This window comes from Pseudomonas sp. PSB11, assembly GCF_014596605.1.
Lineage (GTDB): Bacteria > Pseudomonadota > Gammaproteobacteria > Pseudomonadales > Pseudomonadaceae > Aquipseudomonas > Aquipseudomonas umsongensis.
The window spans coordinates 107762-119501 of sequence record NZ_NOIO01000007.1 but is presented as its reverse complement, the minus strand read 5'-3'; the positions used below and the strand labels follow the sequence as shown (position 1 = coordinate 119501).

Sequence of the window (11740 nt, the reverse complement as noted above, 5' to 3'; positions counted from 1 at the left end):
AGGCGACTTTGATCAATAAAACATCAACCGCGTTTCTTCCAGATCGGCGCACATCGCCTTGTCGTCCGGATCGATCCCCAGCTTGACGAAGGCCGGTACGCTGAAGGGGTCGATTCGCGAGATCGGATGCTCGGTGTCTTTGTAGCAGTACAGGCTGGCCACCTGAACCAGGTCGACATAATCGATCTGCGCGGACTGTCGCTTGAAGTCCAGGTAAAGCTGCGGCACCTGCACCAGTGGCTCCGGAAACTCCCAAACGCGCAGCAGCTTGTCGCCGAGCAATGGATGTATGCGGTCAATCACATGATTGAGGCTGACCGGATCGGACAGCAGTTCATAGTGATCCTCGGCGTACGTCAGGATCGGCAAGATACCGATCTGGTGCACCAGCCCGCCAAGAGCCGCCTTATCGGGCTTGAGCTGGGTGTAGTGGCGGCACAGCGCATAGCTGACGCCGGCGATTTCCAGGCTTTTGCGCCAGACCTCGCGCATTTTCTGTTCCACCACCGCGGAGCGGGCATGGAAAATCTGTTCCATGACCAGGCCGATCGCCAGGTTGCTGCTGTAGTTGATGCCCAGGCGGGTGATTGCCGTGTGCAGATCGGTGACTTCCTGCGCTGCGCGCAGCAGTGGGCTATTGACCACCTTTATCAGCCGCGCCGACAGCGCGGCATCGCGGCCAATCACTTTGCTCAAGCTACCGATACTGATTTGCGGGTCTTCGGCGGCCTTGCGAATCTGCATGGCCACTTCCGGTAACGTTGGCAGAACCAGGTCATCGTTATCGATGGCCTCAACCAAATCCTGTTGGACCTTTTCCGCCAGCTCACTCATTACGCTTCTCTAGGTGTTGCAAAAAAGTACTGCGCTTAACGCTGGATTTCGCGATCGCGGTCCAGTTGGTACGGCAGGTCGAGCAATTTCAGGGCCGGGCCGTCGAGGGCGCCCAGATGAATGTCGCCGCCTTCGGCTGCTTCCGCTTGCAACACGGCCAGCAGTTCGATGTGACCGGCAGCATTGGCGGCCAGCACCACTTCACCGATCGAGCTGCCGTGACTGGGGGCAAACAGTTGGGTGCCGGGTTCCGGTAGTTCGTCGGCAACCAGTTGCAGGCGATACAGGCGGCGCTTGAGTTTGCCCAGGTACTGCATGCGCGCGACGATTTCCTGGCCGGTATAGCAGCCTTTCTTGAAACTCACGCCACCGACGGCTTGCAGATTGAGCATCTGCGGGATGAACAGCTCACGGGTGCTTGGCATCACCTGGCCGATCCCGGCCCGAACCTGGCCCAGAAGCCACTGATTGAGTTCCCCTTCGCTCAGTTGGGCGGACAGTTTGTCCTTGATGTCATCGGCTTGATCGGCCGCCACCCACAGCTCGGCGCGTCCAGGCGAGACGCGAATGGCGATCAAGCCGTCATGACGCACGACGCTGTCGGTGTCTTCCGGCAGTTCAAGGCCGAGGTTTTTCAAGGCCTCATCGCCTTGCTCGACGCCGAAGCGAACCCAGGCAGCGCTTTCATCGGTCAATTTGGACTTGGAAAACACCGCGTATTTTTTCAGGTCCGCCAATTGCGGTTCGAGTAATCCGCTGGCCATTGCCAGGAGTACGCCGTCACCTTCAAGCAGGATGCGGAAGCTCGACTGCATCCGGCCTTTCTGCGTGCAACGCGCGCCAAGGCTGGCCCGGGTGTCGCTCAGGTAATTGAGGTTGCAGGTCAGTTGGCCTTGCAGGAACTTGCCGGCGTCCGCGCCGCGGACCGCCAGGACACCTTCATGAGACAGCGTGCAGAAAATAGCAGAATCGGCCATGGGTCATCGCAGGGTAAAGAGTCTGGCGGACATGATAAGGGGCTGCCCTTGAAATGGGTAGTTCACAAAGGATCGTCCGTGCCCGACCAAAGCCGACTGTTCGATGAGGCGCGGCGCTGTATACTTGCGGCCTATTTGAGGAGCGCTCCATGGTCGAAGATGTTGAACTGAATCGCCTCTACTGGCACAGCCGCCGCGGCATGCTTGAGCTTGACGTGCTGCTGGTGCCATTTGTGAAAGAGGTTTATCCGCACCTCAACGAAGTTGATCGCGCCTGCTACGTCCGGCTGCTCGAATGCGAAGATCAGGACATGTTTGGCTGGTTCATGGAACGCGCCGAATCGGAAGATCCGGAGCTTCAGCGCATGGTTCGCATGATCCTGGACCGTGTCCAGCCCAAGTAACGGGTTCGAATGCCGCTGGCATGCCTCAGGGCAGTTGCTGGCGGCGTATCTTGTGGCCCAGCTGTTCGCGTTGGGTTCGCTGTTTCTTCTCGCCATGCCGCTCTGGGCCACTTTGCCCGGCGTTTTTTGCTGCCTGCTGCACGGTTTTTGGGTATTGCCTCGTCAGATCCTGTTGACGCACCCGCAAGCATTTTGCGGCTTGCGGCGCGATGCCGATGGCTGGCAATTATGGAATCAGGCGCAGGGATGGCAGCCGGTGCAACTGCGTCCGGACAGCCTGGCATTGCCATTGGCGGTGGTGCTGCGTTTTCGCCTGCGGGGTGAGCGGCGCACCAGGACTGTTTGCGTGCCCCGGGATTCGCAGGCGGCGGATGTGCACCGACGCCTGCGGGTGCGGCTCAAGTTCACTCGGCGTAGGTGGACGGCACCAGGATAGTGTCCAGGGCAACCGGCAGCATCTTCGGATAGTCGAGGGTGTAATGCAGGCCGCGACTCTCCTTGCGCTCCATCGCTGAGCGAATCATCAACTCGGCCACCTGGGCCAGGTTGCGCAACTCGATCAAGTCCCGGCTGACCTTGTAGTTGCTGTAGAACTCGTCGATTTCGTCAAGCAGCAAGCGCACGCGGTGCTGGGCCCGTTGCAGGCGCTTGTTGGTGCGCACGATGCCGACGTAGTCCCACATGAATCGCCGCAACTCATCCCAGTTGTGCGCAATGATCACGTCTTCATCGGAATCGGTCACCTGGCTCGCGTCCCAGACAGGCAGGGCAGCGGGGGCTGACACCTGCGGCAACTGTTCCAGGATGTCAGTCGCTGCCGAGCGGGCGTAGACGAAGCACTCCAGCAAGGAGTTGCTGGCCATGCGGTTGGCACCGTGCAGGCCTGTGAAGCTGGTTTCGCCAATCGCGTAAAGCCCTGGCACATCGGTGCGACCGTGTTGATCGACCATGACGCCACCACAGGTGTAGTGCGCCGCCGGAACCACCGGAATCGGTTGTTTGGTGATGTCGATGGAAAATTCGAGGCAGCGTTCGTACATCGTCGGGAAGTGCGACTTGATGAACGCTTCGGACTTGTGGCTGATGTCCAGGTACACGCAGTCGATGCCCAGTCGCTTCATCTCATGGTCGATGGCCCGGGCGACGATGTCCCGTGGCGCCAGTTCGGCCCGGGGGTCGAAGCGCTGCATGAAGCGCTCGCCATTGGGCAGCTTCAGGTGTGCACCTTCTCCGCGCAAGGCTTCGGTGATCAGGAAACTCTTGGCTTGCGGGTGATACAGGCAGGTAGGGTGGAACTGGTTGAATTCCAGGTTCGCCACCCGGCAGCCCGAACGCCACGCCATGGCGATGCCATCACCGCAGGCGCCATCGGGGTTGCTGGTATAAAGGTAGACCTTGGCTGCGCCGCCGGTGGCGAGGATCACGAAGCGGGCGCCGTAGGTGTCGACTTCCCCCGTGCCGCGATTGAGCACGTAGGCTCCCAGGCAACGATCACCTTCCAGGCCCAGGCGCTTTTCGGTAATCAGGTCGACCGCGACCCGTTGCTCCAGCAACTCGATGTTCGGCCTTTGTTGGGCTTGGGTGAGCAGCGTTCGGAAAATCGCCGCGCCGGTGGCGTCGGCTGCATGGATGATGCGGCGATGGCTATGACCGCCTTCACGGGTCAGGTGGAACTCGAATCCACCGTCTTCAGTGCCGGACTGTTCGTCGCGGGTGAAGGGTACGCCCTGGTCAATCAGCCATTGAATGGCCTCTTTGCTGTGCTCGACGGTGAAGCGCACGGCGTCTTCATGACACAAACCGCCGCCGGCGTTAAGGGTGTCATCGACGTGGGACTCGACGGTGTCGGTGTCATCCAGGACGGCGGCGACCCCTCCCTGGGCCCAGAACGTCGAGCCATTGGCGAGGTCGCCTTTGCTCAATACGGCGATGCGCAAATGACCCGGCAAGGTCAGCGCAAGGCTCAAGCCGGCAGCACCGCTGCCAATTACCAGGACATCGTGTTGAAACTGTTGGCTCATTTCAGGATTCCGCTCAAAGCGACCCGGGTCGGGGTAGGCGCCAGACATCTGGACAGGCATGCCCGGCAGCCGCACAGCCCACTAGTATATAGAGGGGGGGAGCGGCACAATAGCCGAGCCGATATGGCATTGTGAAACTACTGTGACGGAAAACTGCTGACGCTTCGTCGGATGTTTTTTCCACCGGTTCGGCGTCAAGCGAACTGTATCGTGGATTTAACACTCTTTTTCGGCTCAGGGTTGAACAATGTCGGTTCTGCCAAGCTATAAATATTTGAACTTTTGCCAAAGGCCCAATATCAATAGACGGTTGCCTGAATCAAGGGACAGTGTCGGTTTCATCGCTGGATCGCGGTTGGGTCCTTGCCGGTCAAGCCGATGACAAGATTATTTGCGCAGCCGGGGAATCTCGCGCTGCGCTTTTCGTGCGTGCCGAATCAGAGCCCGCAGGAAACTTGCCTGGAGGGGGAGAACTTTTGCGAAAAGCCCGAGTCTATGTTTGCAAGCCCGGTCGTTTAGTAATGCAAGCCTCCTCCGAGCTTATCGAGGAGTGTTCATGCTAACCCAGGAAGAGGATCAGCAGCTGGTCGAACGCGTTCAACGCGGCGACAAGCGCGCATTCGATCTGCTAGTGCTGAAATACCAGCACAAAATTCTCGGGTTGATCGTGCGTTTCGTGCACGACACCCATGAAGCCCAGGATGTAGCGCAAGAAGCCTTTATCAAGGCCTATCGCGCACTTGGTAATTTTCGCGGAGACAGCGCGTTTTATACGTGGCTTTACCGCATCGCCATCAACACGGCGAAGAACTATCTGGTTTCACGCGGCCGTCGGCCGCCGGATAGCGATGTCAGTTCCGAGGATGCAGAGTTCTACGATGGCGATCATGGCCTCAAGGATCTCGAGTCGCCAGAACGGGCTTTGCTGCGGGATGAGATCGAAGGCACAGTCCATCGAACCATTCAGCAACTGCCAGAAGATTTGCGTACGGCCTTAACTTTACGTGAATTCGATGGTCTGAGTTACGAGGACATTGCGAGTGTCATGCAGTGTCCGGTGGGTACCGTGCGCTCCCGGATTTTCCGCGCCCGGGAGGCCATCGATAAAGCCCTGCAGCCGTTGTTGCAGGAAAACTAAAGACAGCGGCGACAGCCAAGAGAGGAACGCCATGAGTCGTGAAGCCCTGCAGGAATCGCTGTCCGCAGTGATGGATAACGAAGCGGACGAATTGGAATTGCGTCGGGTATTGAATGCCTGTGACGATGTTGAAACCCGTGAAACCTGGGCTCGTTATCAGATCGCTCGGGCGGTGATGCACAAGGATCTCCTGCTGCCACGCCTGGATATTGCCGCGGCTGTTTCTGCTGCATTGGCTGATGAAGCCGTACCGGCAAAAGCCACTCGTGGTCCATGGCGCAGCCTGGGTCGCCTGGCCGTTGCCGCTTCGGTGACACTGGCGGTACTGGCAGGTGTTCGTCTGTACAACCAGGACGAGATCGCTGGCGTCGAACTGGCGCAGCAATCCACTCAACCTGGCCTGGCTGTTCCACAAGTCAAGGGCCCGGCTGTTCTGGCAGGCTACAATGAGAGTTCGGAAGCCACGGGCCCGATGGCCAATGGCGTATTGCAAGGTCAACCAGGCTGGAACGATCAGCGTCTGCCAGGCTACTTGCGCCAACATGCTCAACAGGCTGCACTGAAAGGTACTGAGAGCGCTCTGCCTTACGCTCGTGCAGCAAGCCTGGAAAACCGTTAAGGAGGATCATGCGCGCCATACCTCTACTTACGCTATTGCTCAGTGGCTGGTTCGTTGTTCCAGCCCACGCCGATCAGGCTCAAGACTGGTTGACCCGCTTGGGCCAAGCCGAGCAGCAGCAAAGCTTTCAAGGTACTTTCGTCTACGAGCGTAACGGTAGTTTCTCTACCCACAATATCTGGCACCGTGTCCAGGATGGCCAGGTCCGCGAGCGTTTGGTCCAGCTCGACGGGTCCGCCCAGGAAGTCGTGCGCGTTGATGGACAGACTCAATGCGTCAGCGGCAACCTGATGGCAGGGCTGGGAGATACTTCCAGCTCGGCTGCTCGTGCACTTGATCCACAGAAGCTCAAGAATTGGTATGACCTTGCTGTCATCGGCAAGTCGCGCGTGGCCGGTCGCCCGGCAGTGATTGTTACGCTGACGCCGCGTGACCAGCACCGCTACGGTTTTGAACTGCATCTTGATCAACAAACCGGCCTGCCTCTGAAGTCATTGTTGCTCGATGACAAGGGACGGCTGCTGGAGCGCTTCCAGTTCACTCGACTCGATCCCGTCGCGGTCCCGACCGACAGTGACCTGCAGCCAGGCGCGGATTGCAAGACGGTGAAGCTCGACAGCGACAAGGCTTCGGCGGTCAAGGAGGCACGGGCCTGGCATTCGGACTGGTTACCGCCGGGTTTCGAACTGACCAGCAGTACGGCCCGCAAGGATCCCCAGACCAAGGTCCAGGTCAACAGCTTGATGTATGATGATGGCCTCGCGCGGTTTTCAGTGTTCCTCGAGCCTTTGAGTGGTAGCGGGGCCACCGATACCCGTACTCAACTGGGGCCAACCGTTGCCGTTTCCCGGCGTTTGAGTACGCCTCAAGGCGAGATGGTGGTGACGGTGGTGGGCGAGATCCCCATTGGCACTGCAGAACGGATTGCGTTATCCATGCGCACCGACGCTACTGCAACCCAGCAGTGACGTGAAATCGAAATGTTTCGTGAGCATTTCAATTTGCAAATCCCTCCAATATTTTTTATAGGTCAGAACCCCTCGGCTCTGGCCTTGTTTGTTGTTCCCGGAACAAAAATACCGGCGTATCTTTCTCGGTGTTCCTTGCTCCATATCGCTTAACCATGCTCGTCGTAACGGGAGCCGTATGTCGATACCACGCTTGAAGTCTTACCTCTCCATTTTTGCCACCGTGCTGGTGCTCGGTCAGGCGGTCGCCGTTCAAGCGGTCGAATTGCCTGACTTCACGCAACTGGTCGAACAGGCTTCGCCTGCGGTGGTGAACATCAGTACCACGCAAAAGCTGCCTGACCGCAAAGTGAGCCAGCAGATGCCTGACCTCGAAGGCTTGCCGCCGATGCTGCGCGAGTTTTTCGAACGCGGCATGCCGCCGCAGCCTCGGTACCCCCGTGGCGATCGTCAGCGCGAAGCGCAATCCTTGGGTTCAGGTTTCATCATTTCGCCTGACGGCTACATCCTGACCAATAACCATGTGATCGCCGATGCCGACGAGATCCTCGTGCGTCTGTCCGACCGCAGTGAAATGAAGGCCAAACTCATCGGCACCGATCCTCGATCCGATGTGGCGCTGCTAAAAGTCGAAGGCAAGGACCTTCCGGTCCTGAAGCTGGGCAAATCCCAGGATCTGAAAGCCGGGCAATGGGTCGTAGCCATCGGCTCGCCATTCGGTTTCGACCACACCGTGACCCAGGGCATCGTCAGTGCCGTCGGCCGCAGTCTTCCGAATGAAAACTATGTGCCGTTCATCCAGACCGATGTGGCGATCAACCCGGGTAACTCGGGTGGGCCGCTGTTCAACCTCAACGGTGAGGTGGTCGGCATCAACTCTCAGATCTATACCCGTTCCGGCGGCTTCATGGGCGTATCGTTCGCGATCCCTATCGACGTGGCGATGGACGTTTCCAACCAGCTCAAAAGCGGTGGCAAGGTCAGTCGTGGATGGTTGGGTGTGGTGATCCAGGAAGTGAGCAAGGACTTGGCCGAATCGTTCGGCCTGGACAAGCCGGCCGGTGCGCTGGTTGCGCAGATACAGGATGACGGCCCGGCTGCCAAGGGTGGACTGCAAGTGGGCGATGTGATCCTGAGCATGAATGGTCAGCCGATCATCATGTCCGCCGATCTGCCGCACCTGGTGGGCGCCTTGAAGGCAGGCTCCAAGGCTAATCTGGAAGTGATCCGCGAGGGCAAGCGCAAGAATGTCGAGCTGACGGTTGGCGCTATCCCGGAAGAAGGCAAGGAGCTGGACGACCTGCCGCTGTCGAGCATCGAGCGCAGCAGCAACCGCCTGGGCGTCTCGGTGGCGGAGCTGACGGACGAACAGAAGAAAACCTACGACCTCAAGGGCGGTGTGGTGATCAAGGAAGTCCAGGACGGCCCGGCGTCAATGATCGGCCTGCAGCCAGGCGATATCATCACTCACCTGAACAATCAGGCGATCGGTTCGGCCAAGGAGTTCACGGACATCGCCAAGGCGTTACCAAAGAACCGTTCGGTGTCGATGCGCGTCTTGCGTCAGAACCGCGCGAGCTTCATCACCTTTAAGCTGGCTGAATAATCCACTCATCGGCTGAACGAAAAACCGCCTCGAAAGAGGCGGTTTTTTTTGGGGGGGGGCTTTCACCTGTCTCACGCCATTCCCTGTAGGAGCTGCCGCAGGCTGCGATCTCTTGATCTTGCTTGATTAAAATCAAAAGATCGCAGCCTGCGGCAGCTCCTACAGGTTGTGTGTTATCCGGGTTTTGTTGAAGCGTCAGCCCATCATGTCCTTGATCATGCGTTCCTGCTCCATCAGCTCTCGCTGGCGGGCATCGATTCGCGAGGCCAGCGGGAAATTGTTGCCGGCCTTGCGCTTGGCAAAATCGAGTTGCTGGATGGCCTGGCGATAGTCGCCCACCAGTGCGAAATACTCGGCACGCGCCTGGTGCAGGCCGATGATGTTGCCTGACAGGCCACGGGTTTCGGCAACCTGATACCATACGTCCGGATCGTCCGGGCGCGACTTGAGCAGGCCTTCGAGCGCTTTCTCGGCATCGGCGGCGCGGTTCTGTTTCAGCAGCAGGTCGACGCGTACCTGGTTCAGTGGATAATTGCCGGGGTATTGCGTCAGCATCCGGTCAACCCTGGACTGTGCATCCGGCAGGCGATTGTTGGTAATGTCCAAATCGACCTGGGCGAGGTTGTAGATAATCTCGTTCGGCGCCTTGGCCAGCAGCGGCTTGAGGTTTTCCCGTGCTTCGTTCAGTTGACCGCCTTTGATCTGCGCAATCGCAAGGCCGTAGCGCGCCGCATCGTTTTTCGGATTTTCCTCCAGCAGGGCGCGGAAACGCTTGGCGCCCAGGCCTGGGGTTTCCTCGTAGATCAACTGAACCCGCGTACGAATCAATTGATAACGCAGGGTGTCTTCGATGCCGCCCTTTGGGGCCTGCTCGGCACGGTTGCGGGTGTCGGCGATTCGCGATTCGGTGACCGGGTGAGTCAGCAAAAATTCCGGTGGCTTGGCGTCGAAGCGGTATTGGCGCCCCAGGCGTTCGAACATGGTTGGCATGGAACGGGGGTCGTAGCCGGCCTTTTCCAGGTTGAGGATGCCGATGCGGTCGGCTTCCTGTTCGTTCTGTCGGGAGAAGCGCCGTTGTTCCTGGATGGCTGCCGCCTGTGTGCCGGCAATCGCCGCAATACCGGCGTCGCCGGCGCCGGCCGCGGCAATCACGATGCCAGCCAGCAACGCGGCCATCATCGGTACCTGCATGCGCTGCTGGGCCTCGACACCGCGGGCAAAGTGGCGTTGCGACAAGTGAGCCAATTCGTGAGCCAGCACCGAGGCATATTCGCCCTCGGTCTGCGCATTGAGGAACAGGCCGCCGTTGACACCGACGATCCCGCCAGGCGCCGCGAACGCGTTGAGCTGTGGGCTGTTGATCAGGATGAACTCCAGGCGCCGGTCATTGACCTGGCTGGTCTCCACCAGGCGGTAGACGCTGGATTCGACGTAATCCTTGAGCTGCGGGTCGTTGAGCTGTGCTACCTGGCTGCGCAACAGGGCAAGCCAGGCGCGGCCCAACTGATACTCCTGTTGCGGCGAGACGATGGCAGAACTGGCGTCACCGAGTGACGGCAGGTCGTCGGCGAAGCCCGGTGAGGCGAGCAGGCAAGCGAGCGTCAGCAGGGTGGGGCGCAAAAAAGTCATGCACAAGGCCTTAGTCGACAAAGAGCTTACTGTAGCCGGACACCAGCCTTGCGACCAGATATTCTAGGCAGCTCAACCACCTGAACCGGAGTGATGCAATGATCGACGCTGTAGCCCATGACGTTGAACTCGACGCCAGTGGCCTCAATTGCCCGCTGCCGTTGCTCAAGGCCAAGATGGAACTCAACCGGATGGCCAGTGGCGCGGTGCTCAAGGTCATTGCCACCGATGCAGGCTCGCAGCGTGATTTCCGCACCTTTGCCCGATTGGCAGGTCATACGCTGCTTCGTGAAGAAGATGAAGCGGGCATTTACCGTTACTGGTTGAAAAAAGCCTGAAACCTGCTGCCTTCGATCTTAAGGATTATTGATGTTCAAAGTGTTGCGCGACTGGATTCAGCGCTATTTCTCAGACGAAGAAGCCGTGGTTCTGGCGGTCCTGTTGTTCCTGGCATTTACCGCCGTGCTGACCCTGGGCGGCATGCTGGCGCCAGTGCTGGCCGGGATGGTGCTGGCTTACCTGATGCAGGGCCTGGTGGTGAGCCTGGAACGAGTGCGCGTACCGGGCGGGGTCGCGGTGGGGCTGGTCTTCGCCCTGTTCATGGGATTGCTGCTGGTGTTCATCTTGGTCGTGGTGCCGTTGCTCTGGCATCAACTGATCACGTTGTTCAACGAATTGCCCGGCATGCTCGCCAAGTGGCAAACCCTGTTGCTGCTGCTGCCGGAGCGCTATCCGCATCTGGTGTCCGACGAGCAGGTGCTGCGGGCCATTGAGGCGGCGCGGGGCGAGATCGGCAAGTTTGGCCAATGGGCGCTGACGTTTTCGCTGTCGAGCCTGCCGTTGCTGGTCAACATCATGATCTACCTGGTGCTGGTGCCGATCCTGGTGTTCTTCTTTCTCAAGGACCGGCAAATGATCGGCCAGTGGGTTCGCGGCTACCTGCCCCGTGAGCGCGCGCTGATCACCCGCGTCGGTCGTGAGATGAACCGGCAGATCGCCAACTACATTCGTGGCAAGGTCATCGAGATTTTCATTTGCGGCGGGGTGACCTACATCGCCTTTGTCGTCCTCGAACTCAACTACGCGGCCCTGCTGGCCTTGTTGGTGGGCATCTCGGTGGTGGTGCCCTACGTCGGGGCGGTGGTGGTGACCGTGCCGGTGTTCCTGATTGCGCTGTTCCAGTGGGGCTGGAGCGATCAGTTCATCTATTTGATGGCGGTGTACGGGATTATCCAGACGCTGGACGGCAACGTGCTGGTGCCACTGTTGTTCTCGGAAGCGGTGAACCTGCATCCGGTGGCGATCATCTGCGCGGTGTTGTTGTTTGGCGGGCTGTGGGGTTTCTGGGGCGTGTTCTTCGCGATCCCCCTGGCGACGCTGTTCAAGGCCGTGCTGGATGCGTGGCCGCGCAAGGAGCCGATCGTGGCGCCGTTGCTTTAACGATCATCCCCGATCATTTCGTGGGGCTGATGGCCTCTTCCCGAGCAGGCTCGGTCCCACAGTTGATCCGCTTAACTGTGGGAGCGAGCCTGCTCGCGAAAGCG

12 protein-coding genes are annotated in these 11740 nt (G+C 59.2%); 8 read left to right on the top strand and 4 right to left on the bottom strand.

Annotated features, from left to right (window positions below):
• Positions 1-12 precede the first annotated feature (12 nt).
• Together CGA21_RS11305 and CGA21_RS11300 are read right to left on the bottom strand one after the other, a co-directional pair.
• A complete protein-coding gene (locus tag CGA21_RS11305; protein WP_110752505.1) occupies positions 13-834 on the bottom strand; it encodes an HDOD domain-containing protein in 822 nt (273 codons plus the stop codon).
• Positions 835-869: 35 nt separating this feature from the next.
• Complete coding sequence (locus tag CGA21_RS11300) at positions 870-1811, bottom strand: YgfZ/GcvT domain-containing protein (RefSeq protein WP_188264214.1); 942 nt, start codon at positions 1809-1811, stop codon at positions 870-872.
• Between the two features lie 149 nt (positions 1812-1960).
• Between CGA21_RS11300 and CGA21_RS11295 the strand changes: the two genes are divergently transcribed.
• Positions 1961-2215, top strand: a complete 255-nt coding sequence (locus tag CGA21_RS11295) for a succinate dehydrogenase assembly factor 2 (RefSeq protein ID WP_007898624.1) — start codon at positions 1961-1963, stop codon at positions 2213-2215.
• Positions 2199-2651, top strand: a complete 453-nt coding sequence (locus CGA21_RS11290; RefSeq protein WP_110752509.1) for a protein YgfX — start codon at positions 2199-2201, stop codon at positions 2649-2651. The genes CGA21_RS11295 and CGA21_RS11290 overlap by 17 nt, the downstream gene beginning before the upstream one ends.
• Here the strand turns inward: CGA21_RS11290 and nadB are convergent.
• On the bottom strand, positions 2620-4236 hold the full coding sequence (gene nadB, locus CGA21_RS11285) for an L-aspartate oxidase (protein WP_179056470.1): 1617 nt from the start codon (positions 4234-4236) through the stop codon (positions 2620-2622). The two genes, CGA21_RS11290 and nadB, sit on opposite strands and share 32 nt — an antisense overlap.
• A gap of 556 nt (positions 4237-4792) precedes the next feature.
• Between nadB and rpoE the strand changes: the two genes are divergently transcribed.
• The 4 genes from rpoE to CGA21_RS11265 all read left to right on the top strand — a co-directional run bounded on the left by rpoE (position 4793) and on the right by CGA21_RS11265 (position 8567).
• Positions 4793-5374 carry an RNA polymerase sigma factor RpoE gene (gene rpoE / locus CGA21_RS11280; RefSeq protein ID WP_003172477.1) on the top strand — a complete coding sequence of 194 codons (582 nt, stop codon included), beginning with the start codon at positions 4793-4795 and terminating at the stop codon, positions 5372-5374.
• A gap of 31 nt (positions 5375-5405) precedes the next feature.
• Positions 5406-5993 carry a sigma-E factor negative regulatory protein gene (locus CGA21_RS11275; protein ID WP_008055970.1) on the top strand — a complete coding sequence of 196 codons (588 nt, stop codon included), beginning with the start codon at positions 5406-5408 and terminating at the stop codon, positions 5991-5993.
• An 8-nt stretch (positions 5994-6001) separates the two neighbouring features.
• Entirely contained in the window at positions 6002-6961 is a 960-nt protein-coding gene (locus CGA21_RS11270) for a MucB/RseB C-terminal domain-containing protein (protein WP_110752513.1), read from the top strand.
• Positions 6962-7139: 178 nt separating this feature from the next.
• Positions 7140-8567, top strand: a complete 1428-nt coding sequence (locus CGA21_RS11265) for a DegQ family serine endoprotease (RefSeq protein ID WP_110752515.1) — start codon at positions 7140-7142, stop codon at positions 8565-8567.
• Positions 8568-8762: 195 nt separating this feature from the next.
• Here the strand turns inward: CGA21_RS11265 and CGA21_RS11260 are convergent, their stop codons facing one another.
• Positions 8763-10196 (bottom strand): M48 family metalloprotease, encoded by a 1434-nt coding sequence (locus CGA21_RS11260; protein WP_110752517.1) that lies wholly within the window; start codon positions 10194-10196, stop codon positions 8763-8765.
• A 98-nt stretch (positions 10197-10294) separates the two neighbouring features.
• Here CGA21_RS11260 and CGA21_RS11255 point away from each other — a divergent pair, with 98 nt between their 5' ends.
• Both CGA21_RS11255 and CGA21_RS11250 read left to right on the top strand, forming a co-directional pair.
• Positions 10295-10534 carry a sulfurtransferase TusA family protein gene (locus tag CGA21_RS11255; protein ID WP_020797803.1) on the top strand — a complete coding sequence of 80 codons (240 nt, stop codon included), beginning with the start codon at positions 10295-10297 and terminating at the stop codon, positions 10532-10534.
• 31 nt (positions 10535-10565) lie between these two features.
• Positions 10566-11636 carry an AI-2E family transporter gene (locus CGA21_RS11250; RefSeq protein WP_188264213.1) on the top strand — a complete coding sequence of 357 codons (1071 nt, stop codon included), beginning with the start codon at positions 10566-10568 and terminating at the stop codon, positions 11634-11636.
• Positions 11637-11740: the final 104 nt, after the last annotated feature.

Bases quoted from the DNA above. Each gene is read 5' to 3' on its own strand.
- CGA21_RS11295 (WP_007898624.1), top strand. From the start codon at position 1,961: ATGGTCGAAGATGTTGAACTGAATCGCCTCTACTGGCACAGCCGCCGC.
- rpoE (WP_003172477.1), top strand. From the start codon at position 4,793: ATGCTAACCCAGGAAGAGGATCAGCAGCTGGTCGAACGCGTTCAACGC.
- CGA21_RS11305 (WP_110752505.1), bottom strand. From the start codon at position 834: ATGAGTGAGCTGGCGGAAAAGGTCCAACAGGATTTGGTTGAGGCCATC.
- CGA21_RS11255 (WP_020797803.1), top strand. From the start codon at position 10,295: ATGATCGACGCTGTAGCCCATGACGTTGAACTCGACGCCAGTGGCCTC.
- CGA21_RS11300 (WP_188264214.1), bottom strand. From the start codon at position 1,811: ATGGCCGATTCTGCTATTTTCTGCACGCTGTCTCATGAAGGTGTCCTG.
- CGA21_RS11270 (WP_110752513.1), top strand. From the start codon at position 6,002: ATGCGCGCCATACCTCTACTTACGCTATTGCTCAGTGGCTGGTTCGTT.
- CGA21_RS11275 (WP_008055970.1), top strand. From the start codon at position 5,406: ATGAGTCGTGAAGCCCTGCAGGAATCGCTGTCCGCAGTGATGGATAAC.
- CGA21_RS11265 (WP_110752515.1), top strand. From the start codon at position 7,140: ATGTCGATACCACGCTTGAAGTCTTACCTCTCCATTTTTGCCACCGTG.
- CGA21_RS11250 (WP_188264213.1), top strand. From the start codon at position 10,566: ATGTTCAAAGTGTTGCGCGACTGGATTCAGCGCTATTTCTCAGACGAA.
- CGA21_RS11260 (WP_110752517.1), bottom strand. From the start codon at position 10,196: ATGACTTTTTTGCGCCCCACCCTGCTGACGCTCGCTTGCCTGCTCGCC.
- nadB (WP_179056470.1), bottom strand. From the start codon at position 4,236: ATGAGCCAACAGTTTCAACACGATGTCCTGGTAATTGGCAGCGGTGCT.